This is a genomic window from Lysinibacillus sp. FSL K6-0232, assembly GCF_038008325.1.
Taxonomy (GTDB): domain Bacteria; phylum Bacillota; class Bacilli; order Bacillales_A; family Planococcaceae; genus Lysinibacillus.
Genome location: NZ_JBBOYW010000001.1, coordinates 3,722,806 through 3,746,709, shown reverse-complemented (window position 1 = coordinate 3,746,709; position 23,904 = coordinate 3,722,806). Strand labels below are relative to the sequence as shown.

The following is a 23,904-nucleotide window of genomic DNA, read 5'->3' as shown; positions in this document are numbered from 1 at the left end:
GCATAAGGTAGAGATAGTAAATTGTACAATATTACTAGTTGGTTAACATACTTTACCATAAAACTATATAAAGGTAGGCGTGTATTGTGAAAGTAGAACTTGAAAATTTATTTTCTATAGATGAATCTAGCCAAGATCAAGTTATTAACGTTTATAATCGTCATGGTATTGCTGTTGGTGCGCCTGAAATTAAAAAAAGAAATTTAAAAACAAAATTTAATCCCATTTTTACATTAAATGAAGAAGTCACATATGAACAAGTAACGGCTTTATATAAATCATTAGAGCGTGAATTAGGTATTGTTTCAATAGGAGAACGGTTTTACTTTGAATTTTCAGAGCAGGAATATATGCAAGCACCATTATTTACTTTAAATTCAACGGGTAATTCACCAGAAATGTTTTTAGAGGATAAGGGGACATTATTTTCTTTAAGTACACATTGTAAATCTTGCGGACTTATGGACAAAGAACAGTTATCACCAATTGTGATAGATACATCTCAAATGAAGGATCGCTATTTAGTACATGTAAGTGGTTACTGGGTTGCCTCTCAAGAGCTAGTGTCATTAATGAAACGTGAAAATTTAGAAGGTTATGAATTGTTAGAGGTTATCCATAAAGGACCTGAGGAAGGAAAACAGCCTGCTTATCAAATTATTCCTACACAAATTCTACCGTCATGCAGTAGTGATAGAATTAAGCTATATTTCGCTACTGAGCAGCCTCCATGTAGCTGTGGTTTAAATGGTGTTATTAATGGTCCAGATATCTATCATCGGGAGGATTTAAATCATTTAAAAGGTGATGTTTTTTACTCTGCTGAATGGAGCCATGATGGAAGATATTTATATCGAAAAACTTTATTTAGTAAAAGGTTCAGAGAAGTAATTATTAAGCATAATATTTCTCGTGATGTAAGAGGCGAGAAGGATTCAAATTTTGGAACAAAAGATTGGCTATTTGATCCCGTATTAATACAGCAGTAGATGTTAAACAATGCTATAAAGTGAACCTTCAATCAGTGAAGTTTTCCTCATCCCCACACTGATTGGTGATAGAGGAACACAAGCTAAAAGCTTCACATCCTGTGAAAACGCTTGTATGGCCAACATCGTGTTGGGCTCAATCGGTTTTTACAGGCTGCTCGCCCCTGCTGCTGTCGCTTCGCTTTTAGTACACAAAAATTGTTAATACTGGATAAAATGGTTAGGGGAGTGTTTATACTATTGAAAAAAATACTACCTATAGTGGCAATTTTATTCATTGTTGCATTGGCTGTGTCTATTTATTTTCATAAACAAGAGGAAGTATCAATTATCTTTACTCAAAAACATCAAGAGATATATTTTTCTAAAAACTATAGCTATTCACCATCTAGAATAAATTGAATTATGTTATGATGTGAAGAACATAGCATGAATGTTTTTGAGGTGAAGAAATAGATGAAAAAATGGGCATATCCATTAGCAATTATCACGTTTATTATATTTATTGTATTAAGAGCTACTTATCAAAGTGATTTTGTGAATAAATTTGATACAAGCATAGCAGAGCTACTTTTTGGCAATCGTTTTATTGATGTTTTTCATTATATAGGGGAACCTCAATTTGTGGTTGCTGTGGCAGTAGTTTTAATGGTGTATTTAGCTTGGCGGGTAAAAAATTACCGTGCTATGCTGTTGGTTGTCTTTACATTTGCAGCAGGCAATGTTTTAAATCAACTATTAAAAAAATGGATTCAACGACCAAGACCTGAAATTGAAGAACAGCTAACATCCTTTAGTTTTCCATCTGGGCATGCTATGACAGGTATTTTGTATTTGTTCACAACGGCTTATATTTTAGCTGAAAATACTAGTAAGGGGCGTAAAGCTTTACTATGGCTTGGCGCAATACTATTAACAGTGCTTATTGGATTATCCCGTGTTGCAGGTGCTAGACACTTTGCATCAGATGTCCTAGCTGGCTGGAGTATTGGATATACATGGTTTATTATTTGTGTTATCTGGTACGAACGCCGTAAGAAATTATATCGATAAGTAAAAGCAGTATTTGTATTCATTCATGAAACGATACTGCTTTTTTTTGATTCAGTAGGTGCATAAGCATCTCTCGAACCAAGATAAAAGTTGGAGAAGCGTTAGCCAAGATGTAATTGATATGGGGAAGTATAGTATTTTCCTGATAAAAAAGAATTGCGTACAGGAAACTTTTGCGTTAAGATGAGTACAATAAGAAAAAGGGTAAAGGAAGAAGGCAATGGAAGGAAACGTTTTACTAGCATTAGGGCTGACCCTTTTTGCTGGACTTGCAACAGGTGTAGGCAGTTTAATAGCCTTTTTCACCTCAAGAACGAATACAAAGTTTTTATCACTAGCATTAGGCTTTTCAGCAGGGGTGATGATTTATGTATCACTTGTTGAAATCTTTGTAAAAGCAAAAGACGCGTTAACAAATGCATTAGGTACAACGAATGGCTATTGGATGACTATTCTTGGATTCTTTGGTGGTATGCTATTTATTGCATTAATCGATAAGTTTATTCCAAAGGCCACTAATCCGCATGAGGTAAAGCTTGTTGAGGATGTAAACGCGATTAAGCCACAGGTTAATGAAGAGCATTTAATGAAGATGGGCATTTTTACCGCCCTTGCTATTGCCATTCATAACTTTCCAGAGGGTATCGCAACATTTATGTCAGCGATTAATGATCCAAATGTAGGTATAGCCATTGCTATTGCAGTAGCTATTCATAATATTCCAGAGGGCATCGCTGTGTCTGTGCCAATTTTCTTTGCCACAGGTAATCGACGTAAAGCCTTTAAGCTATCATTTTTATCAGGATTAGCAGAGCCTGTTGGGGCATTAGTAGCGTTTTTAATTCTTATGCCATTTTTAACGGATGTTATGTTCGGCATTGTTTTTGCAGGTGTTGCAGGTATAATGGTCTTTATTTCATTAGATGAGTTATTGCCAGCAGCACAGCGATATGATGAAACACATTTATCGATGTATGGCTTAGTAGGTGGAATGGCGGTTATGGCCATTAGTCTAGTATTACTAGCATAATTGTACCTGCGCTGATGCTTTGTTTTCGATACAAAAAGAATTTGCTGAACCAAGATAAATAAGGAGGAAGTCATCTATTTAGAAGGTGGCTTCCTTTTTATGCTATCTAGGATGTAGTAATCATTTGGTAGGATGTCACAAGCTCTTGCGCAGCCCTAAAGGCATTTGATAGCTGTAATCTCTAGCTGAAACTATAATATTAGACTTTGCAGCAGCCATAGCCTTTTTTGAAGAACAATAAAGATTCATTAAAAAATCAATACCGCTCCTAACAATATAAAAAACGCCTACCATGATAGTAGGCGTTCAGCTTAGTTATTGACTTGCACGCCGTGTTCATCGGCTTTTGTAAGGATAATTCGATGTGCTGGAAATTTAGCTTTCATTGCTTGCACAAACTCATCAGCAATCGCAGTAGGAATAATGGAGATTAATGTTGGACCTGCTCCACTCAGTGCCGTTCCATAAGCACCATTTGCTTTTGCTGCTGTGCGAATTTCTGTATAGGCAGGAATCAGCTTTGCACGAAATGGCTCATGAAATAAGTCAGCCTCCATATACCGCCCAGCACGTTCAAAATCACGTGCCATTAAAGCCGCCGCTAACATATTTGCATTTGCGGAAGCATTTACAGCATAGGCACGGTCAAATTGCTCTGGTAATACAGAGCGAGCTTCACTTGTTTTAAGCTCAACATCTGGTATATATACAACAAAGGATGCATGGATATCATTTATATGGAATGTATCGACTATGCCATTTTCATCCATTGAAGAAATGGTTAAGCCACCTAAAACAGAGGCTGTTGCATTATCAGGATGTCCTTCAATCTGTGAGGATAGATTGAGCTTATCTTGAACGGTTAAGCCAAGCTCACATACTTGGTTTGCCAGCTCAATCCCTGCAACAATAGCGGCTGCACTACTTCCGAGCCCGCGTGCTAATGGAAGCTCACTTGCCATTTCAACACGACAAGCAGGTAGTTGCTTGCCATATTGCTCTGCAATTTTTTTAGCAATTACGTATAGTAAATGTTCTTCAAGCTCAAACTCTTTAGGACCGTTGTTATCAAGATGAATAATCTCCCATGTATCTTGTAAAGAAACTGTAAGCTTTAAGTAAAGGGACAAGCCAAGTCCTATTGAATCGAAGCCAGGCCCTAAATTGGCTGTGCTTCCAGGAACTGAGATTTGCCACATATTACTCATAGTACACCCTCAATATACGCACGAATTTCTTGTTCATCATTTTGTAGGGATACAACTTCTACAGTAGATGTATTCATCGCTGTATCAGGGTCTTTTAGTCCGTTACCTGTGAAGACAGTTACTACTTTAGAGCCTTGTGGAATTTTGCTATTTTCCACAGATTTAATAACACCTGCTAATGAAGCGGCTGAACCTGGCTCAACAAAAACGCCTTCTGTATTGGCAATTAATTTATAGGCAGCTACAATTTCCTCATCTGTAACGGAATCAATAATACCACCAGACTCATCGCGAGCAGCCTCTGCAAGTTTCCAGCTAGCAGGGTTACCAATACGAATAGCTGTTGCCACTGTTTCAGGGTTTGCAATCGGCTCTCCTTTTACAATTGCAGCAGCACCTTCAGCTTCAAAGCCGTACATTTTTGGAAGACCACTAGCCTTTGCAGCATGGTACTCTTTAAAGCCTTTCCAGTATGCTGTAATATTTCCTGCATTACCGACAGGGATGCATAGATAATCAGGTGCTGAACCTAACGCATCAACAATTTCAAATGATGCTGTTTTTTGACCTTCAATGCGATATGGATTTACTGAGTTAACAAGAGCAACAGGTGTTGTTTCACTTACTTGACGCACAATATTTAAGGCATCATCAAAGTTGCCATCGATTTCAATAATTTTTGCACCATACATTGTTGCCTGTGCAAGCTTACCAAGAGCGACCTTTCCTTTAGGAATAACAACGATGGACTGGATACCAGCTCTTGTTGCATACGCAGCGGCAGCAGCAGAAGTATTTCCTGTAGAAGCGCAAATAACGCATTTACTGCCATCTTCAATTGCCTTTGCCACAGCAAATACCATACCTCTGTCTTTAAATGAGCCAGTTGGGTTTGCACCTTCAATTTTCCCATAAAGCTCAATACCTAATTTTTTAGATAAATTCACTAAATGTATAAGAGGCGTATTGCCTTCGTTTAACGTTAATGCGGGTGTATTTTCTGTTACAGGTAAAAATTGTTTATATTCTTCAATAAGGCCTTTCCACATAATAGTATGATCTCCTTTTGTTCTTATAGAAAGAACAGCTGTTTTTGTATAAAAGACATTTTAACGAAATAACCCTGTAATTTCAATAGCATTTCGCAAATTGTCGAAACAATTTGGTAATTTGAATTTTACTTGTCACTTTATTGAAACAACTGTATAGTAAACATATATTGTATAGTCAAGTGTAAAGACAGGTGGTTAGGATGACAACAAATACTATAGGAACAAATAAACCTCAACAAACTATTTCTAGAAATAAGCTGCTAGGTGTAGCAGGAATTGGCTGGCTTTTCGATGCAATGGATGTTGGCATATTATCCTTTGTGATTGCCGCATTGGCAGCTGATTGGGGGCTATCACCGAGCCAATCTGGTTGGATTGGTAGTGTTAATTCAATAGGGATGGCAGTAGGGGCGCTTGTATTTGGCGTTTTTGCTGATAAAGTAGGACGTAAGAAAATTTTTATGTGGACACTTGTGCTTTTTTCGGTAGCAAGTGGTTTATCTGCTTTAACAACAACGTTGGTAGCTTTTTTACTACTACGCTTTTTAGTAGGAATGGGGCTAGGGGGAGAATTGCCTGTTGCTTCAACATTAGTGTCTGAAAGTGTAGAGGCAAAAGAAAGAGGACGTGTAGTTGTTTTACTAGAAAGCTTCTGGGCGGCAGGCTGGCTAATTGCAGCATTGATTTCGTATTTTGTTATTCCGACATGGGGGTGGCGAGTAGCACTTATTTTAACAGCACTTCCAGCCTTCTATGCTATTTATCTTCGCTGGCATTTGCCTGATTCACCACAATTTACAGTAAAGGAAGAATCCAAAAAGCGAAGCATTAGTCAAAATATAAAAGAGGTATGGTCAAAGAAATATGCACGTTCGACATTAATGCTATGGCTCTTATGGTTTACAGTTGTATTTTCATATTATGGCATGTTTTTATGGCTACCAAGCGTAATGGTTGGGAAAGGCTTTGATATGATTACCAGCTTTAAATATGTCTTAATTATGACATTGGCTCAACTACCAGGCTATTTTACAGCAGCATGGTTTATTGAGAAGATTGGACGAAAGTTTGTGCTTGTGTCTTATCTAATTGGTACAGCAGTTAGTGCGGCTACATTTGGCAATGCAGAAACGCTTAGCGTGCTATTAATTTCAGGTATGTTTTTATCATTTTTTAACTTAGGTGCATGGGGTGCTCTTTATGCTTATACACCTGAGCAGTATCCAGCGGTTATTCGTGGAACAGGTGCAGGGATGGCAGCAGCAGTAGGGCGTATCGGAGGAATTTTTGGACCATTGTTAGTTGGCTTTTTATTAACAGCGGGCTATACAATTGGCTTTATCTTTGCTATTTTCTGTGTAGCAATTATTATTGGTGTAATAGGTGTAATTTTCTTAGGAAAAGAAACGAAGCAGCTAGAGCTAGAATGATCATATTATGATAAATGTCTTGGATAATAAATTATCCGAGGCATTTTTTTATCTTGGTTCATTATCAAAAGATGTAGTTGACTGGAGCGAGCAGCGCGAGTGAAGCAGAAGTCAACCACAAGTTATGGTGAAGCGTCAATTACTATACAAATAAGGTTGAAAATATATTACCGTATTAGCAAGTTGAAGCGCTAAAGATTTTTCAGAAAAGTCATTGTATTCAAATTGTAATCATGATACTGTATTTCTAATCGAATTTTGAGGCAGTAGGAAACAATCTCCTATTCGTGATAAGGTCATTGAAAGAAAGGTTGTTAGAAATGAGTATTCATGAAGATATAAAGAAAAGGTTTGTAAGGTTGTCAAAGGGGCAACGTAAAGTAGCGCAATTTGTAATGGATAATCCTACAACAGTTATTGCTAATGGTGCAGCAGAAGTAGGAAGGATGGCTAATGTCAGTGAGTCAACCGTTATTCGTTTTTGCTATGCGATGGATTTATCGGGCTATGTAGAGCTTCAGGAAGCAGTGAGAGGCTATGTTATGTCACAAAATGATGGCATACATTTACAGCCTACACAGACTACAAATAAGTTAAGTCAGTCTAGCTTTGGTAAAGTGATGCAATATGATAGTCACAACATTCAAGAAGCGATTCAACTGATTAATGATAAGCTTATTCAAAAAAGTTCAACATGGATGCATGAGGCAGACAATATTTATATTTTAGGCACTCGTCAAGCTGTTTCTATTGCAGATTGGCTGTCCTATACATTAAAAACGTTACGTCCCCATGTGAAGCAGCTACGTTCAAACTCTGAGGATATTTTGCAACAATTAAATAGCATGAGTGAGCGTACAACTTTAATTGTCTTTACTTTTGATAAACAGCTAAAAGATATTCAAGCAATTGTTGAAATTGCTAAGATGAAAAAGGTAAAAATTATTGCTATTACGGCTTCTGCATTTTCACCTATTCGAGAATATGCTAGCGCAGTATTTGCGCTTGGTACAAAAAATCATTCTTCACTAGATATTGCCCCTGTTTTAGTATCATTTTTGCATGCTCTAATAGAGGAAATGGTCAGTCAGGACAAGGCACAATATGAAAAATATCAACAATCTTATGAGCAAGTAGAGAGCAATGTATTATTCCTCGATGCTGCTAGAGAGAAGCAGGTTTTTTAAAACAGACAGCGCATAGATGCAGTGTGATAAACATGGCTCTGTGCGTTTTTTCATACAATCAATTAATTGTACCTGTCGTTAATGCATTCGGATTTTTTGTGTACTGAAAGCGAAGCGACAGCGGCGGGTACAGGCTATAGGCCCTCTCCACTGAACCAAGATAAAAAAAGATGCCCAAATATAATTTAGACATCTATCGAGGAAAAGTGAATTATATCATTTTACTTAAGCTATATTCATTAACATAGGTATAATCGTTTAATTTTATAGCATTTTGGCGAATGCCTTCTTGCTGAAAGCCTAGTTTACTAAAGAGATGTAAAGCTATTTTGTTATGCTCCATCACAGATAATTCTAGACGCGAAATATCATGCTGTTTCGCCCAATTCTCCACTGCTTTCATTAATGCAGAGCCAATCCCTTTTTGCTGATACTCTTGCTTAACAGCTAAACGAATAGAGGCTATATGTTTTACTTTTGATTGCTTATAGCCGTGTATTACAGCATAGCCTGCAAAAATACCATTTAAGACACAAAGTAATATTGTACGGTTTTTTAGTTGTTTCCAATAGGCTAAATTTTTACGTAGCTGTTGCACTGTTAAATCTGATTCATTTGGTGCATTATACATGAAGTCAGTTTGCTGAAAAATTTCTTCTTGTAAATGAATAAACGATCTAGCATCAGATGCCTCAATCCCTCGAATTATGTATGCAGATGGTTTTTCTTCATTGTTAGAAGTATCATTTTCAGAAGACTTCATTTGTGTACGTGAGAACGTTACACTAGTACCAAGTTTCACTTCAATGACATAGTAGCCTGCATTTGTCCATGACAAATAGTGTGAAAGAGGGGGCTTTGTTTTTTTCCACCAGCTCTTATTCAGGTAGGCAGCATTGGGTAATGATTGACCCATGATGTTTTCTAATTCATTAAAGGATAGAGTGATTTCTTGTTGTGAAGCAACTTCAAAATAATTTGCCAAAGGAATATACTTTTTTTCCATCTTCTTTATCATCGTAATCCCCATTTCCTGTGTATCTAAAAATATAGACTACCTGATGATAGCATAAAATTATGCTTACTTAAATACGAAACCCCAACTAAATATCTATATATGCTAATTTATCTTAAAAAAAGGTGCATTTTTATTATTAAATGTTAAAAATAGGATGGTAAAATTAGGGGAAATCATCTGCACAAAATAATATTCAAATAAGTTATAATGTATATATCTTATTAGAGAACTAAGGTATGTGAGAGTATGAAATTATACTTGTATATGAATCAACATAAAGTATGTAGTGGGAGATGGTGATTTTAAATAAAGTTTAACTTTCTCACTTGCTAGTTCTTAAGATATGATAAAATAAAATACAAATGTAAGTGTCACTTTAGGAGGAATTGATTCAATGAGCAAAGTTTTAGTTTTTGGGCATAAAAATCCAGATACAGACACAATCACATCTGCTATTGTCTATGCCTATTTTAAACAGCAAATAGGTCAAGAAGCTGAGGCAGTACGTCTTGGAGATGTAAATAATGAAACACAATTTGCACTAGATAAATTTGGCTTTGAAGCACCTCGCTTTATTGCATCTGTAGCAGGGGAAGCGGATAAGGTTATACTTGTTGACCATAATGAATTCCAACAATCCGCTGATGGAATTGAAGAGGTGCAAATTACAGAGGTAATCGATCACCATCGTATTGCTAACTTCCAAACAGCTGATCCGCTATACTACCGTGCAGAACCAGTAGGCTGTACAGCTACAATATTAAATAAAATTTTTAAAGAACATAATATTGAAATCCCAGCGAATATTGCAGGTTTAATGTTATCTGCAATTGTTTCAGATACATTGCTTTTCAAATCACCAACTTGCACAGAGCAGGATGTAAAAGCTGGTGAAGAGTTGGCGGAAATTGCTGGTGTGGATGCTGCTGAATATGGTTTAGCAATGCTAAAGGCAGGCGCTGACCTATCAGATAAAGCTTTAGAAGATTTATTATCATTAGATGCAAAAGAGTTCCAGTTTGGAGAGTACAAAGCAGTTGTGGCACAAGTTAATGCAGTGGACATTAATGATGTACTTAATCGCCAAGAGGAGCTAGAGGCACTATTAAATAAAAATGCCGCTGACAATGGCTTAGATTTATTCTTCTTTGTTGTAACAGATATTTTAAACAACGATTCTACAGCAATTGCTATTGGGCAAGCAGCAGAAGCAGCAGCAAAAGGCTTTGGTGCTGAGCTTATCCAAAACCGTGTTGTATTACCAGGCGTTGTATCCCGTAAAAAGCAGATTGTACCAGTATTAACAGAAGCATTAAAATAACATGGGAGAGGTTGTCTATACGGCAACCTCTTTTTTAATCCAGCTTTAACGGTTGGACAGCAGGACCTTCAAGTACCTCACCTTTTGCATTAAAGCGTGAACCATGACATGGGCAATCCCATGTTTCATCAGCCTTATTCCATTTTGTTTTACAGCCTAAATGCGTACAGGTTGGGGCAGTGGCATGCTTCATATAGCCAGCGATATATTCCTTCGCAACAAAGCCTCCTACCTTTAGCATCTGCATAAATTGAGCACCAAACTTTGTGCGTGATGGTGAGTAAAGAGCGATAGCACCATCCTCACTTCTTGCACCAGTGATTAACGAGGACAAAATATCACCAGCCACAAAGGAATTAGAAATGCCCCATTTTCGATAGCCAGTAGCAATTAGCACATTCGGCAAGGAATTTGTAATTCTCCCCACATATGGCACAATATCAGGTGTTTCAATATCCTGAGCAGACCAACGATAAAGCGGCTGTTGCTCAAAATGTTCTGCTATTTCGCTGGCAATTGTTTCATAATATGGCTCTGTATGAACGGTTTCTCCCGCAATATGATTGGCTCCTCCTAATACTAAATAATGCTCATCGTTAATGGTAGCTGTTCGGATGGAGCGAGCAGGAAAGTCAACGGATAAATATTGCCCCTGCATTGTTTCAGAAATTTTACTTGCCACCATATAGGAGCGACTATTTGATAGCTTAAAAAGTTGCAGCCCTTTAAATGCTTCAATTGGATAATGCGAGCACAAAATAAGCTTATTGTATTGAACCGACATATTTTTTTCGGTATGTAAGTTATTTTGTGATATGTTTAATTGCTGAACACGGGTATTTGTATAAAGTCTTGCTCCTTGTGATTGGGCAGCCTTTGCCAAGAAATTACTAACCTCTACAGGGTTGATTTGAGCCTGCTGTGACATGCTTAATGCTTTTGTTACAGGGAAAGGCAGCTCTGTATCAGAGGTAATGGCTGATTTAATATTTAATACCTTATAAGCATTCCACTCTTTTAATAATTGCGCATAGCCTTCCTTTTTTTGGCAGTATAGCAATGAGTCTACTTGTCGTACATGCTCTTGTGGAAGCAAATGTTTAACCTTATCAATTGCTTGTTGGTTAAGTTGATAATAAAGCCTTGCCTCGTCTACAGATAGCTGTTCTAAAAGGTTTGCATAAATAAGGCTATGCTGTGCTGTTAATTTTCCTGTTGAATGACCAGTTGTACCGTGGCCAACATGTGTATTTGCTTCAAGTAAGACTACATCAACACCTGCTTTTGCTAAAGTATAAGCTGTGTATAGCCCTGTTAACCCCCCGCCAATAATACAAACATCACAAGTAATAGATGAAGTTAGTGACGATAGCGAAACAGATTCAGACGTTGCCAGCCAAAGAGATTGCGTCATAGATAACCCTCACATTGTTTTTTAACCTCAGTATGTAGATTCGCTTGAAAATTTATGCAATGAAGCATAAAAATTGCCTTGGGATTTGCTCTGCCGCTACAATGTAGCAAAGGGAGTGAGTCATAAATGAAAATTGAGATTTGGTCTGACTATGTATGTCCATTTTGTTATATTGGTAAAAAACAGCTAGAAAAGGCGATTCAGGATACAGGCTATGGTGGGCAGGTGGAGCTTATTTATAAAAGTTATCAGCTTGATCCAACAACACCAGTAGATTCAAATGTTACTGTTTATGAATCATTGGCGAAAAAGTATGGCATGTCCTTAGAAAAAGCACAGGAAATGACAGAAGGTGTAACAGCTCGTGCCAAAGAGGTAGGCTTAAACTACGATTTTAGCCATTTGATGGAAGAGAATACACTAAAAGCACATCGACTTGTAAAATGGGCTGAACAACAGGGAGATGTTACAGCGCTTGTGGAAGCACTTTTACACGGTCATTTTATCGAAGGAAAGCGTATTGGACAGGACGAGGTATTACTAGCCATTGCTGAACAGGTGGGTCTACAGCGTGAGGAAGTAGCAAAGATTCTTGAAGCAGATACGTTTAAAGATGAAGTAGAGGCGGATATTCAAGAAGGTCTACAGCTCGGTGTTCGTGGGGTGCCATTCTTTGTGTTAAACCGCAAATACGGTATTTCAGGTGCACAGCCACAGAAGGCATTTGAGGACACTTTACGTAAAGTAGCCGAGGAAGAGGGCTTGCAACCAAAGCTAAAGATGGCTGGCTCAACGGATACAGGTGTTTGCACAGATGATAGCTGTAAATTTTAAGAGGGTTTAACCCTTTTTAAAGATAAGCGAAAAAATCCTAACATAATATTTCAGTCAAAAGTCTGAGGTAGGTAGCGTTGACATTTGGCGTGAAATTTTTTAAGATAAAAGCATATCTTGAATTCGAGATATTGAATTATGAAATTTAAGGGAGAATTTATATAATGAACGTTTTAGTAGTAAAAGCTAACAACCGTCCAGACGGTATTTCAACAAAAATGTATGATACATTTATGGAAAATGTGCAAGGTGTGAATGTTACAACTTTTGATGTATTTGCAGAAGATATGCCTTATTTTGGGCAAGACCTTTTCAATGCATTTGGTAAGGTGCAAAATGGTGGAGAGCTAACAGATGTTGAATCACGTCTATTAGCTGCTAAGCAAAAGGCAATGGATGCTTTAACTGCAGCTGACTTAGTAGTATTTGCTTTCCCACTGTGGAACTTAACAATTCCAGCACCATTACAAACATTTATTGACTATGTATATCAAGCTGGCTTCACATTCAAATATGATGAAAATGGTCAACTGGTTAGTTTAATGACTGACAAGAAGGCAATTATTCTAAATGCTCGTGGTGGTTATTATTCATTACCAGAAGCACAACCAATGGAAATGTCAGTAAACTACATTAAAAATGTTGTAGGTGGTATCTTCGGTATGGAAATTATCGAAGAGGTAATTATTGAAGGTCACAATGCTTCACCTGATCAAGCCCAAGAAATTATTGCAAATGGACTAGAAGAAGTGAAAAAAGTGGCGCAATCTCTACAAACTGTTAACGCATAAAAAATATTTTTTAACAAAAGTCCTCTCACTTTAGAGAGGATTTTTTTTATGTTATAAACAGAGGTATGGTGAGGTATAAAGATCAGACATATTGATATTTGTTCATTATGTGGAATTTACAGTTACTAACATCATACTGAATGGAAAGTTAAGAGGATGATAATAATCTATTATTTTATGCAAATGTAAATTGCCATTCTTTTAAAAATACATATAATTAGGACTATTTGTTCAGCAAAAACTAGAAGTTGTTTAATATAATAGGATTTGTAGGAAAACATTAGATGAATAAGGAGGTTGTTGCATGAATAAGAAATTAATAACTAAATTCTTAGCGGTGCTACTAGTTTTATTTGCATTTCTGCCATTTGGATTATCTGCCAATGCACAAGCTGATAATGTAACACGCGGAGATTATGTAAAAGAATTAGTAGAAAGCTTAGATGTAGAGCTTGGTGACGGTTCTTCTATTGCCTTTACCGATGTTTCTAAAAATTTAGCGCCTTATGTAGAAAAAGCAGTCCAATTAAAGCTAATTAAGGGTAAAACAGCAACGACATTTGGTCCAAATGACAAATTAACACGTCAGCAGGCATTTGTAATCTCTGCTCGTGGACTAGTTAGTGAAAATGCACCTCTTTCAGTATTAGATCAATTTAAAGATGCAGATCAAATTGCTAAAGTGCATAAACAAGATTTAGCGAACGCTGTTGCAGCAAATATTCTTCAAGCCTTTGAGGATCGTACAATTCGTCCTCGTGACTATGTGACAGCAGAGCAAATGACAAGCATTATTGAACGCTTTGTAGCAGAATATAAAGCGCCTTCAACTGCAGTAGCTGTAGACCTTCAAATTTTAGGAACAACAGATATTCATACAAATTTAGCTAACTACAATTACTATTTAGATGCAGAATCATCTGAATTAGGCTTAGCAAATACAGCGACATTAATTGAACAAGCACGTACTAAAAATCCAAATACATTACTATTTGATAATGGGGATTTAATTCAAGGAACGCCACTAGGCTCTTATAAAGCATTAGAAAGTGTTTTAAAACCGGGCGAAATTCATCCAGCTATTGCAGCATTGAATAAGCTAAAATATGATGCTGGTACTTTAGGAAATCATGAATTCAATTATGGCTTAGACTTTTTAGATGAAGTATTAAATGATGCAGAATATCCAGTAGTAAATGCTAATACGTACGATGCCAAAACAAAAGAGCCTATGTTTACACCGTATATTATTCTTGATAGAGAAGTAGTAGATAATGCAGGAAATAAGCATACAATTAAAGTTGGTGTAACAGGCATTGTCCCAACGAAAATTACTGAATGGGATGCCATTCATTTAGCTGGAAAGGTTGATATGCAGGAGCCTGTTGAAGCAGTTAAAGAAGTAGTACCAGAAATGCAGGAGGCTGGAGCAGACATTATTGTTGTTCTTTCACATTCAGGCATTGGGGAAGATACGTATGTGGCGGGTGCTGAAAATGTTGGTTACCAAATCGCTGAAATTGAAGGTATTGATGCTTTAATTACAGGACATTCTCATTTAACATTCCCAGGTGATTATAAAGACTTGAAAAATGTAGACCAAGAAAAAGGGACAATTAATGGGGTTCCTACTGTAATGGCAGGTAGCTATGGCAGCCATCTTGGTGTTATTGATTTAAAATTAGAACAACAAGGTTCAGAATGGGTTGTAGTAGATGGAAAAGGTTCCCTACAGTCAATTCAACAAGAGGGTCTTCAGCCATCTAAAACCGTATTAGATGCCGTGAAAGAAGCACATGAAGGAACTTTAGCGTATATTCGTCAACCTGTTGGGGAAACAACTGCACCAATCCATAGCTACTTCTCAATGGTACAGGACGATCCTTCTATTCAAATTGTCACACAAGCACAGAAATGGTTTATTGAGCAAGAGTTAAAAGGTACTGCCGATGAAAATACGCCGCTTCTTTCAGCAGGTGCACCATTCAAAGCAGGCTCACGTAATAACCCACGTGACTATACAAATATTCCTGTGGGACCACTTGCTATTAAAAATATGGCAGACATTTATCATTACGACAATACTGTTGCAACAATTAAAGTGACAGGTGCGCAAGCAGTTGAATGGTTAGAAATGGCTGCTGGTATCTTTACAACAATTGATCCTAATAAAGCAGAAGAGCAAAATATTATTGATCCAGAAGCACGCTCTTATAATTTTGATGTGTTAGATGGTCTAACTTATCAAATTGATGTAACATCACCAGCAAAATATGATCGCGGTGGCAATCTTATAAATGAAAATGCAAACCGTATTAAAAATGTACAATATAATGGTAAACCAATTGATGTAAACCAAGAATTTATCATTATTACAAACAACTATCGTGTTGGTGGCTCTTATGGCGCAACATTTAAAAATGCTGACGGTTCAAATGTAACAAGCTATGCTTACGAAAATCGCCAAGCTGTTGTTGACTATATTATGGCAACAAAAACAATTAATCCTGCTGCGGATAATAACTGGTCATTTGTACCATTCCCAGCCAATACAAAGGTTGTATATCTATCTGCGAAAGATGCACAAAAAGTAATTCCAACAGATAGCAATATTGAATATTTAGAAGACACAGAAGCTGGCTTTGCTAAATATTTAATTAAATAATGTAAGCAATATGCTAAGCCCCTCTTTTCATGAATTTTCTTAAAAGAGGGGCTTTTGAATAAAAGTCTAATAAAATGAGCCTTCAATGATAAACAGTTGTTTATGTTAAATAATAGGTTAATGAATATGTCCATTATCGTAAAATATTCTCCATCCATAAATAAATTTTAGTTTATGGATGGAGAGTATTTTGTTTTTTTACTGTTTAACTTATAACGGGTTTAACTCAAGGTCTACAACCACATCTATATCTTCGCTAATTAATACCCCGCCTGTTTCTAGAGGTGTGTTGTACACTAAATTAAATTCTCGTCGATTAATTTTTGTTTTTGCTTGGAAGCCATATACTTCTTGTGCCCATGGGCTAATGCCATTACCTGTATATGTTGCTGTAAAGACAATTGGCCTTGTTACGCTTTTAATTGTTAAATCTCCATGAATGGCAAAATTGTGCTCATCTAGTTTTTCGATGTATGTAGAGGTAAATACTATTTTTGGATAAACATCTGCATCAAAAAAGTCAGGCGATACGAGATGAACATCACGGTCAAGATTTTTGGTGGAAACGCTTGCCACTGCGATTGTAATAGTGATAGTGGCATCTTGCATTTGTTCAATATCAGTTGCCACGATTTCTGCGCTATACGATTCAAACGTACCATGTATTCGTGAAACCATCATATGACGTACAGAGAAGCTAATAGTGGAATGGCTATAATCAATCGCATATTTCTTCATTAGAAAACCCCCTAAACAGCATTCTACAACGAATAATAAATTAAAAAAATTATATATTCAATGAAATTTTAGAAAATAACATGATGACTTAGAAATAAAAGCATATATAAGGATAAATAGTGCATATGTTAGAAAAGAGCTGACATTAATAGTCATTGATTGATCTGTATTTAAGTTACTTTTAGTAAATAAATATACAAAAGTATATAAGTGATGATATATACATAAGTTACTGTAAATTTACATTTGTTATAATAATCGCTACAATAGGTTACATAGAGGTGAAAACAATGGATGAAACAACTTTATGTCCTCGTTTAGCAAAAGCAATGGATCTAATTGGAAAACGTTGGACTGGATTAATATTATATCAGCTGCTGGATGGTCCACAGCGCTTTAATGAAATAGAATCTGCACTACCAATAAGCGGACGCCTTTTATCAGAACGACTAAAAGAGCTTGAAAAGGAAGGGATAGTTGAACGAAAAGTCTATACAGAGGTTCCTGTACGCGTTGAATATTCCTTAACAGATAAAGGGCAAGCATTAGAGGGAGCTATTCGAAATATTGAAACATGGGCAACTAACTGGCTCTAATGTAAACCGATTGTGTTAGAATAGCATTTGGTAGAACTGTCTGTTTTCTTTATAGTATATATCGTTTCTACATAGAGCGATATAAGGGATAAAAAATACCCTTCATTTTACTTGTCAAAATCGGGTTCTAAATCCATACTAGTGTAGAGTAAGAAGGACGTTAGAAAGGAATTAGCTCTTATGACAAAAGAACAATGGGTTAAGGATTTAGCGAAGAGTATTAATCCTGCCAATATTAAGCTAGATGAATCATTACGACAATATACAATGACAAAATTAGGCGGCAAAGCAGATGTATTTGTGCTTCCTGAAACAGAGGAAGAAGCAGCATCCGTTATTCGTTATGCCTATATAAATAATATTCCTTTATTAATGCTAGGTAATGGGTCTAATTTGGTTGTGCGTGACGGTGGTCATCGAGGAATTGTTGTAACATTCTCACGCTTAAATGAAGTTCGTATTAATGGCGTGCACGTTTATGCACAAAGTGGTGCACTGATTAAAGAGGTATCAAAGCTTGCGGCACAGGCTTCTTTAACAGGCTTTGAGTTTGCATGTGGTATACCTGGCTCAATCGGTGGAGCAATGGCTATGAATGCAGGCGCTTATGGTGGTGAAATTAAAGATATTATTGTTTCATCTAAGGTGTTAACAAAAGAAGGCGAAATTTTAATATTATCCAAAGAAGAGCTTGAACTTGGCTATCGACAAAGTATAATCGCAAAAAAGGGCTACTATGTGTTGTCCTCTGAATTTCAGCTAGCACCAGGTATACAGGAGGAAATCGATGCGAAGATTGCTGATTTAACATTCCAGCGAGAGTCCAAGCAACCATTAGAATATCCTTCTGCAGGCAGTGTATTTAAACGCCCACCAGGCCATTTTGCAGGAAAGCTTATTCAAGATAGCGGTCTGCAAGGTAAGGGTGTAGGTGGAGCAGAGGTTTCTACAAAGCATGCAGGCTTTATTGTGAATAAAGGAAATGCAACCGCTTCTGACTATATTGCAACAATCCAAATGGTTCAACGTGTTGTGAAGGAGAAATTTGGAATTGAATTAGAAACAGAAGTGAAAATTGTTGGTGATGATCTATAGCAAAACGCTCTTCGCGATTGTCGAAGAGCGTTTTTTTAAGGAGTGGAAAGAAAGTGAAATTCATATCTTGGAATGTAAATGGGATACGAGCCTGTATAGGTAAAGGTTTTTTAGAGTTTTTTCATCATATAGATGCGGACTTTTTTTGTGTACAGGAAATTAAATGTCAGGCTGGGCAAGTAGAGCTTGCACTTGATGGCTACCAGCAATATTGGAATTATGCACAGAAAAAGGGCTATTCAGGAACTGCTATATTTACGAAGCATACGCCATTATCTGTTAGCTATGGTGTTGGAGATGAAGATTCTCAGGATGAGGGCAGAATTATTACATTAGAGTATAACGATTTTTATTTAGTAAATGTTTATACACCTAATGCACAGCGTGACTTAGCAAGATTACCGCTGCGTTTAGAGTGGGAGGACCGCTTGGCACTGTATTTAAGAGAGCTTGATAGCAAGAAGCCTGTTATTTACTGTGGCGATTTAAACGTGGCGCATACGGAAATTGATTTAAAAAATGCTAAGTCAAATATCGGCAATTCAGGATTTACATACGAGGAGCGTGCGAAAATGTCTGAGCTGCTGGCACATGGCTTTGTGGACTCCTTCCGCTATAAGCATCCTGATGAAACAGACCATTATACATGGTGGTCTTATATGAATAAAGTACGTGAGCGTAATATTGGCTGGCGTATTGATTATTTTATTGTGTCTGAGCGATTAAAGGCACAAATTGCTGCAGCGACAATCCATCCGCATATTATGGGCAGCGATCATTGTCCGATTGAATTACAGCTTGGAGAACTCGCTCAATCCAATCAATTATAAAAGCACTATTAAAGGCTATCATTTCATGTATTGATGAAGTGATGGCTTTTTTGTCGTTATATATTTTAAATATGAAGTTATATGATATCTATCCCTAACATTCAAAGATTCATTTGAATATGATAAGGTAATATGTTACATTGAATACAATCAAATGAGTATTTGAATGAGGTGAGCGGATGACAAAGGAAATATGTGAAACAATGCAGATAAATGAAGCGGCAGTTACAAGAGTACAGCAACAAATGCCAGATTTATCGGGTGTTGCTAAATTTTTAAAAGCATTATCAGATGCAACAAGGTTGAAAATTGCCTATGCTTTAACATTAGAAGATGAGCTATGTGTCTGCGATATTGCTGCTGTTATTGGTTCATCAGTTGCAACAGCTTCACATCATTTACGTTATTTAAAGGACAATCATTTAGCGAAATCACGCCGTAAAGGAAAGCAAATGTATTACTCCTTGGCGGATGAGCATGTATATCAAATTGTAACAATTGCCTATGAACATGCGAAAGAGGGGATTGTGAATGACAGTAACGCCGATTAAACAAGAATACAGACTACAAAATTTATCCTGTGCTAGCTGTGCAGCAAAATTCGAAAAAAATGTTAAAGCTTCTCCAAAGGTAGAGGATGCAAAAGTTAACTTTGGAGCTTCTAAAATAACCATTATTGGTACAATTAGTGTAGATGAAATTGAAGAAGCTGGAGCTTTCGATGGCATCAAAGTTACTCAATTAGCCAACAGAACATTAGAACCAGCTACACCGTTCTATCGTAAAAAGGAAAATATTTTAGCAAGCCTTTCTTTATTATTTGTTATTTTAGGGTATATATTCGCTGCCCAACAAGGAGAGGCATATCCACTGCCAGTAGGAATGTTTATTATTGCTATTCTTGTAGGTGGTATAGGTATTTTTAAAGTAGGCTTCCGTAATTTAGTCCGTTTTGAATTTGATATGAAAACATTGATGACTATTGCGATTATTGGCGCTGCGATTATTGGGGAATGGGAAGAAGCGGCAGTTGTTGTATTTTTATTTGCCGTTAGTGAGGCACTTGAAGCCTACTCAATGGATAAAGCACGACAATCTATTCGTGGATTAATGGATATCGCTCCACCAACAGCTATTATTAAAAGAGCACATGGTGAGCATTTTCATGAGCTTGAGCTACCAACAGAGGATATTAAGATTGGTGATATTTTAATTGTTAAGCCAGGGCAAAAAATTGCGATGGATGGTATTGTTATTAGCGGTATTTCAGCGGTTAATCAAGCAGCGATTACAGGTGAATCAATTCCAGTTAATAAAACCGTAAATGATGAAGTATTTGCAGGTACATTAAATGAGGAAGGTGCACTTGAAGTACGTGTGACAAAACGTGTGGAGGATACAACGATTGCCAAAATTATCCATCTTGTAGAAGAAGCACAGGCAGAAAAGGCTCCTTCACAGCAATTTGTAGATCGTTTTGCTAAATATTATACACCAGCTATTATGATTGTCGCTTTGCTAGTAGCTGTTATTCCACCTCTGTTTGTGGGGGATTGGCAACATTGGATTTATCAAGGCTTAGCTGTGTTAGTAGTAGGATGTCCTTGTGCGCTTGTTGTTTCTACACCTGTAGCTATTGTAACGGCGATTGGTAATGCGGCAAGGCAAGGTGTGTTGATTAAAGGCGGTATTTATTTAGAGCAGTTAGGGCATATCGAGGCAATAGCTTTTGATAAAACAGGCACATTAACAAAAGGTCAGCCTGCTGTAACAGATATTTTAACAATGGACAATTGGTCAGAGGACTATGTATTACAGCTAGTGGCAGCAGTGGAAAAGCAGTCCCAGCATCCTTTAGCGAAAGCTATTTTAACCTTATTGCATAATAAAAACCTACCAGAGCTTGTGTCGAGTGATTTTCAATCAGTAACAGGTAAGGGAGCCTATGCGACTGTTAATCATCACATTGTTTATGTAGGAAGTATAAAGTGGGCTGCTACACTAACAACTATCGATAAAAATATCGAAAAGCAAGTTCAGCAGCTACAAAAGCAAGGAAAAACTGTAGTGGCAGCTGTTTGCCAAAGCGAGCTAATTGGACTGATCGGCATTGCAGACCAAGTACGTGATGAGAGTAAAAGCGTATTACAAAAATTAAAAGCCTTAAAAGTAAAACATATGGTGATGCTAACAGGTGATGCAGAGCCAACTGCACAAGCGATTGCTAAGTCTTTAGCGATAACAGATATGCGTGCTAGTTTATTACCCGAAGAAAAATTAATGGCAATAAAGGATTTACGTACACAGTTTGGTGCAGTAGCAATGGTTGGGGATGGTGTGAATGATGCACCAGCACTCGCTACAGCAAATGTTGGTATTGCTATGGGTGGTGCAGGAACAGATGCAGCTCTTGAAACGGCAGATATTGCTTTAATGGGTGATGATTTAACAAAGCTACCATACACAATTGGCTTAAGCAGAAAAACATTACGCATTATTAAAGAAAATATTATATTTGCCCTAGCATTAAAATTAATTGCCCTATTGCTTGTAATTCCAGGATGGTTAACCTTATGGATAGCTATTTTTGCAGATATGGGTGCTACGCTCTTAGTTGTGTTTAATTCATTACGACTAATTAAAGCAAAAATGTAGTAAGAAAAGTGTGGTTTTGTAACAATATGCAGGAATTTCATCCTACTTTGACACTATAAATTTTATACGGATAGATGCTACTAGTGATTCTTGAAAAAGAGCTTTCGACACGCTATTATAGTTTCAGGAGTAATGTAACAATGAAATATAAATGAGGCGAAAGTTTGAATATGTCAGATCCTATTTTAGTAAATGTTACAGAGGAAATTGTGCGTGGTTTAGTAAGCTTTCTACTACGAGGACCGGAATATCAAACATTTTGTAAGTGCAAAGCTTGTGAACTTGACACGGTGGCACTTACATTAAATGCATTGCCAAGTAAGTATGTTACATCTATGGAAGCTAGAGATGAGGCATTTAAAGAAATGAATACTCCTGAAAATATTGAACGTATCAACAAAGAGATTATTCATGCATTACATGTGGTAAATAAGCATCCTCGACACAAAATCGAGCCTACTTCTTAAGGGAAGAGGCTCTTTTTTAGTGGTACAAGAAGTGTTTTTCTAGCATATGTATTTTCAGTTAACTTTTAAGCCAAGCTTGTAGTAAACTAGAGAGTAAGAAAAGGAAAGAGAGGGAAAAGGATATGCCAACACCTAGTATGGAGGACCATATTGAACAAATCTATTTATTAATTGCCAACAAAGGCTATGCGCGAGTGTCTGACATTGCTGAAGCATTATCTGTTCTTCCTTCTTCTGTTACAAAAATGGTTCAAAAATTAGATAAAGATGGTTATTTAGTTTATGAAAAATACCGTGGGCTGACATTGACATCTAAAGGAGAAAAGCTTGGAAAACGTCTTGTGCAGCGTCATGAATTGCTCGAGCAGTTTTTACGAATGATTGGTGTAGACGAAGAACGTATTTATGATGATGTTGAAGGAATTGAACATCATTTAAGTTGGAATTCAATCGATCGTATTGCAGATCTTGTGCAAGTAATGGAAGAAAATCCAGACATCGTGAAAAAATTAGAGGCATCTAAGACACAGCACAATCTTTAAGAATTTTTTAACGTGATGGTGTAAAGGAAAGGAAGACAATATGAGTGTATTAAAATCAGGTGAAGTTGTGACATTAACAGTATTAGAGCAACAAGCATCAAAATGGATTTTAACAAATGGAGTGGAGGAGCTCCCATTAAATGCTTCAGAGGTAACAGAGCCATTAGCAGTAGGTGATCGCCTTGAAGTATTTTTATTTGTAGATCGTCGTGGTGATTTAGCGGCTACTACAGCGATACCAGCTTTTACGCAAGGGGAATATGGCTGGGCACGTGTATTAAAAGTAGTTGAGCGTGAAGGAGCCTTTGTGGATATTGGCACATCTCGCGAAGTATTAGTAAAGGCAGAGGATTTACCAGCATTACAAGAACTCTGGCCAGTGCCAGGCGACCATTTATTTATGACATTGCGTACAGATCGCAATGGTGATTTATTTGGACGTCTAGCAACGGAAGAAAAGGTTTCAGAGCTATATGAGGGTGCATTTGAAGATATGCATAATCAAAATATTTTAGCACGCCCTTATCGTCTATTGCCAGTTGGCTCATTTTTACTAGGTGTAGATATTCCTTACCGTATTTTTGTGCATGAATCAGAACGCAAGGCTGAACCAAGACTTGGACAAGATATAATGGTGCGTATTATCGATGTAAAAGAAGATGGGTCAATGAATGGTTCTCTTTTACCACGTAAGCATGAGCGTCTTTCAGATGATGCACAGCAAATTTTGAATTATCTTCAAGATGTTGGTGGTAGAATGCCGTTTGGCGATAAATCTTCGCCTGAGGAAATTCAAGAAATGTTTAATATGAGTAAAGGTGCATTTAAGCGTGCATTAGGTACATTGATGAAGGCTGGTAAGGTGAAGCAACAAGATGGCTGGACAGAAGAATTATAGTGAAAGCTGAAGCCCTGATAAGCGTGTATCAAGGAAACAAAGACGAGAGATATCCTTTTGAAACCTTCTCGTCTTTTTTTCGTACTAATAA

General features: G+C 37.0%; 22 protein-coding genes. 17 read left to right on the top strand and 5 right to left on the bottom strand.

Translation table 11 applies throughout. From position 1 onward, the window contains the following. The first annotated feature begins 86 nt into the window (after positions 1-86). The 3 genes from MHB42_RS18400 (at position 87) to zupT (ending at position 3,072) form a co-directional block, all read left to right on the top strand. Positions 87-989, top strand: coding sequence for a hypothetical protein (locus MHB42_RS18400; RefSeq protein ID WP_340807968.1), 903 nt, complete (start codon positions 87-89; stop codon positions 987-989). A gap of 456 nt (positions 990-1,445) precedes the next feature. Continuing rightward, positions 1,446-2,042, top strand: a complete 597-nt coding sequence (locus tag MHB42_RS18395; protein ID WP_340807967.1) for a phosphatase PAP2 family protein — start codon at positions 1,446-1,448, stop codon at positions 2,040-2,042. Positions 2,043-2,262: 220 nt separating this feature from the next. After that, positions 2,263-3,072: a zinc transporter ZupT gene (zupT, locus tag MHB42_RS18390; protein WP_340807965.1), complete on the top strand. Its 810-nt coding sequence runs from the start codon at positions 2,263-2,265 to the stop codon at positions 3,070-3,072. Between the two features lie 311 nt (positions 3,073-3,383). On the opposite strand, the gene thrB is transcribed toward zupT, so the two are convergent. Next, complete coding sequence (thrB, locus tag MHB42_RS18385; protein ID WP_340807964.1) at positions 3,384-4,280, bottom strand: homoserine kinase; 897 nt, start codon at positions 4,278-4,280, stop codon at positions 3,384-3,386. Beyond that, positions 4,277-5,329: a threonine synthase gene (thrC, locus tag MHB42_RS18380; protein WP_340807962.1), complete on the bottom strand. Its 1,053-nt coding sequence runs from the start codon at positions 5,327-5,329 to the stop codon at positions 4,277-4,279. The genes thrB and thrC overlap by 4 nt, the downstream gene beginning before the upstream one ends. A 203-nt stretch (positions 5,330-5,532) precedes the next feature. On the opposite strand from thrC, the gene MHB42_RS18375 reads away from it, so the two are divergent. Together MHB42_RS18375 and MHB42_RS18370 are read left to right on the top strand one after the other, a co-directional pair. Next, positions 5,533-6,762, top strand: a complete 1,230-nt coding sequence (locus MHB42_RS18375; protein ID WP_340807960.1) for an MFS transporter — start codon at positions 5,533-5,535, stop codon at positions 6,760-6,762. A gap of 320 nt (positions 6,763-7,082) precedes the next feature. Beyond that, positions 7,083-7,949, top strand: coding sequence for a MurR/RpiR family transcriptional regulator (locus tag MHB42_RS18370; RefSeq protein ID WP_340807958.1), 867 nt, complete (start codon positions 7,083-7,085; stop codon positions 7,947-7,949). 211 nt (positions 7,950-8,160) lie between these two features. Here the strand turns inward: MHB42_RS18370 and MHB42_RS18365 are convergent, their stop codons facing one another. Next, on the bottom strand, positions 8,161-8,955 hold the full coding sequence (locus MHB42_RS18365) for a GNAT family N-acetyltransferase (RefSeq protein WP_340807957.1): 795 nt from the start codon (positions 8,953-8,955) through the stop codon (positions 8,161-8,163). Positions 8,956-9,361: 406 nt separating this feature from the next. On the opposite strand from MHB42_RS18365, the gene MHB42_RS18360 reads away from it, so the two are divergent. Next, a complete protein-coding gene (locus MHB42_RS18360) occupies positions 9,362-10,288 on the top strand; it encodes a manganese-dependent inorganic pyrophosphatase (RefSeq protein WP_340807956.1) in 927 nt (308 codons plus the stop codon). A gap of 34 nt (positions 10,289-10,322) precedes the next feature. Here the strand turns inward: MHB42_RS18360 and MHB42_RS18355 are convergent, their stop codons facing one another. After that, on the bottom strand, positions 10,323-11,702 hold the full coding sequence (locus tag MHB42_RS18355; RefSeq protein WP_340807953.1) for an FAD-dependent oxidoreductase: 1,380 nt from the start codon (positions 11,700-11,702) through the stop codon (positions 10,323-10,325). Between the two features lie 126 nt (positions 11,703-11,828). On the opposite strand from MHB42_RS18355, the gene MHB42_RS18350 reads away from it, so the two are divergent. From MHB42_RS18350 to MHB42_RS18340, 3 genes are all read left to right on the top strand, one after another. Continuing rightward, positions 11,829-12,536 carry a DsbA family oxidoreductase gene (locus MHB42_RS18350; protein ID WP_340807952.1) on the top strand — a complete coding sequence of 236 codons (708 nt, stop codon included), beginning with the start codon at positions 11,829-11,831 and terminating at the stop codon, positions 12,534-12,536. Positions 12,537-12,700: 164 nt separating this feature from the next. Next, positions 12,701-13,327: an FMN-dependent NADH-azoreductase gene (locus tag MHB42_RS18345; RefSeq protein ID WP_340807951.1), complete on the top strand. Its 627-nt coding sequence runs from the start codon at positions 12,701-12,703 to the stop codon at positions 13,325-13,327. Between the two features lie 304 nt (positions 13,328-13,631). Beyond that, positions 13,632-15,992 (top strand): bifunctional 2',3'-cyclic-nucleotide 2'-phosphodiesterase/3'-nucleotidase, encoded by a 2,361-nt coding sequence (locus tag MHB42_RS18340; protein ID WP_340807949.1) that lies wholly within the window; start codon positions 13,632-13,634, stop codon positions 15,990-15,992. Positions 15,993-16,202: 210 nt separating this feature from the next. Here MHB42_RS18340 and MHB42_RS18335 read toward each other — a convergent pair whose 3' ends face one another. Next, positions 16,203-16,730 (bottom strand): YceI family protein, encoded by a 528-nt coding sequence (locus tag MHB42_RS18335; protein ID WP_340807947.1) that lies wholly within the window; start codon positions 16,728-16,730, stop codon positions 16,203-16,205. A gap of 290 nt (positions 16,731-17,020) precedes the next feature. Between MHB42_RS18335 and MHB42_RS18330 the strand changes: the two genes are divergently transcribed. The 8 genes from MHB42_RS18330 to MHB42_RS18295 all read left to right on the top strand — a co-directional run bounded on the left by MHB42_RS18330 (position 17,021) and on the right by MHB42_RS18295 (position 23,813). Continuing rightward, on the top strand, positions 17,021-17,326 hold the full coding sequence (locus tag MHB42_RS18330) for a winged helix-turn-helix transcriptional regulator (RefSeq protein WP_340807946.1): 306 nt from the start codon (positions 17,021-17,023) through the stop codon (positions 17,324-17,326). A 180-nt stretch (positions 17,327-17,506) separates the two neighbouring features. After that, positions 17,507-18,421, top strand: coding sequence for a UDP-N-acetylmuramate dehydrogenase (gene murB, locus MHB42_RS18325; protein WP_340807944.1), 915 nt, complete (start codon positions 17,507-17,509; stop codon positions 18,419-18,421). A 53-nt stretch (positions 18,422-18,474) separates the two neighbouring features. Further along, on the top strand, positions 18,475-19,251 hold the full coding sequence (locus MHB42_RS18320; RefSeq protein WP_340807942.1) for an exodeoxyribonuclease III: 777 nt from the start codon (positions 18,475-18,477) through the stop codon (positions 19,249-19,251). Positions 19,252-19,430: 179 nt separating this feature from the next. Then, positions 19,431-19,802, top strand: coding sequence for an ArsR/SmtB family transcription factor (locus MHB42_RS18315; RefSeq protein ID WP_340807940.1), 372 nt, complete (start codon positions 19,431-19,433; stop codon positions 19,800-19,802). Then, positions 19,783-21,906 (top strand): heavy metal translocating P-type ATPase, encoded by a 2,124-nt coding sequence (locus MHB42_RS18310; RefSeq protein WP_340807939.1) that lies wholly within the window; start codon positions 19,783-19,785, stop codon positions 21,904-21,906. The genes MHB42_RS18315 and MHB42_RS18310 overlap by 20 nt, the downstream gene beginning before the upstream one ends. 170 nt (positions 21,907-22,076) lie before the next feature. Next, the gene (locus MHB42_RS18305; protein WP_402896264.1) at positions 22,077-22,373 is read left to right on the top strand and encodes a late competence development ComFB family protein; all 297 of its coding nucleotides are present in this window, start codon (positions 22,077-22,079) and stop codon (positions 22,371-22,373) included. Between the two features lie 122 nt (positions 22,374-22,495). Next, a complete protein-coding gene (mntR, locus tag MHB42_RS18300) occupies positions 22,496-22,915 on the top strand; it encodes a transcriptional regulator MntR (protein ID WP_053996941.1) in 420 nt (139 codons plus the stop codon). 40 nt (positions 22,916-22,955) lie between these two features. Next, complete coding sequence (locus tag MHB42_RS18295; protein WP_340807936.1) at positions 22,956-23,813, top strand: CvfB family protein; 858 nt, start codon at positions 22,956-22,958, stop codon at positions 23,811-23,813. Positions 23,814-23,904 lie beyond the last annotated feature (91 nt).

Excerpts from the sequence above, each read along its gene's own strand:
- MHB42_RS18370 (WP_340807958.1), top strand. The coding sequence starts at position 7,083 with ATGAGTATTCATGAAGATATAAAGAAAAGGTTTGTAAGGTTGTCAAAG.
- MHB42_RS18315 (WP_340807940.1), top strand. The coding sequence starts at position 19,431 with ATGACAAAGGAAATATGTGAAACAATGCAGATAAATGAAGCGGCAGTT.
- thrB (WP_340807964.1), bottom strand. The coding sequence starts at position 4,280 with ATGAGTAATATGTGGCAAATCTCAGTTCCTGGAAGCACAGCCAATTTA.
- MHB42_RS18295 (WP_340807936.1), top strand. The coding sequence starts at position 22,956 with ATGAGTGTATTAAAATCAGGTGAAGTTGTGACATTAACAGTATTAGAG.
- mntR (WP_053996941.1), top strand. The coding sequence starts at position 22,496 with ATGCCAACACCTAGTATGGAGGACCATATTGAACAAATCTATTTATTA.
- MHB42_RS18350 (WP_340807952.1), top strand. The coding sequence starts at position 11,829 with ATGAAAATTGAGATTTGGTCTGACTATGTATGTCCATTTTGTTATATT.
- thrC (WP_340807962.1), bottom strand. The coding sequence starts at position 5,329 with ATGTGGAAAGGCCTTATTGAAGAATATAAACAATTTTTACCTGTAACA.
- MHB42_RS18330 (WP_340807946.1), top strand. The coding sequence starts at position 17,021 with ATGGATGAAACAACTTTATGTCCTCGTTTAGCAAAAGCAATGGATCTA.
- MHB42_RS18335 (WP_340807947.1), bottom strand. The coding sequence starts at position 16,730 with ATGAAGAAATATGCGATTGATTATAGCCATTCCACTATTAGCTTCTCT.
- MHB42_RS18395 (WP_340807967.1), top strand. The coding sequence starts at position 1,446 with ATGAAAAAATGGGCATATCCATTAGCAATTATCACGTTTATTATATTT.
- murB (WP_340807944.1), top strand. The coding sequence starts at position 17,507 with ATGACAAAAGAACAATGGGTTAAGGATTTAGCGAAGAGTATTAATCCT.
- zupT (WP_340807965.1), top strand. The coding sequence starts at position 2,263 with ATGGAAGGAAACGTTTTACTAGCATTAGGGCTGACCCTTTTTGCTGGA.
- MHB42_RS18340 (WP_340807949.1), top strand. The coding sequence starts at position 13,632 with ATGAATAAGAAATTAATAACTAAATTCTTAGCGGTGCTACTAGTTTTA.
- MHB42_RS18375 (WP_340807960.1), top strand. The coding sequence starts at position 5,533 with ATGACAACAAATACTATAGGAACAAATAAACCTCAACAAACTATTTCT.
- MHB42_RS18305 (WP_402896264.1), top strand. The coding sequence starts at position 22,077 with ATGTCAGATCCTATTTTAGTAAATGTTACAGAGGAAATTGTGCGTGGT.
- MHB42_RS18345 (WP_340807951.1), top strand. The coding sequence starts at position 12,701 with ATGAACGTTTTAGTAGTAAAAGCTAACAACCGTCCAGACGGTATTTCA.
- MHB42_RS18360 (WP_340807956.1), top strand. The coding sequence starts at position 9,362 with ATGAGCAAAGTTTTAGTTTTTGGGCATAAAAATCCAGATACAGACACA.
- MHB42_RS18310 (WP_340807939.1), top strand. The coding sequence starts at position 19,783 with ATGACAGTAACGCCGATTAAACAAGAATACAGACTACAAAATTTATCC.
- MHB42_RS18355 (WP_340807953.1), bottom strand. The coding sequence starts at position 11,702 with ATGACGCAATCTCTTTGGCTGGCAACGTCTGAATCTGTTTCGCTATCG.
- MHB42_RS18365 (WP_340807957.1), bottom strand. The coding sequence starts at position 8,955 with ATGGAAAAAAAGTATATTCCTTTGGCAAATTATTTTGAAGTTGCTTCA.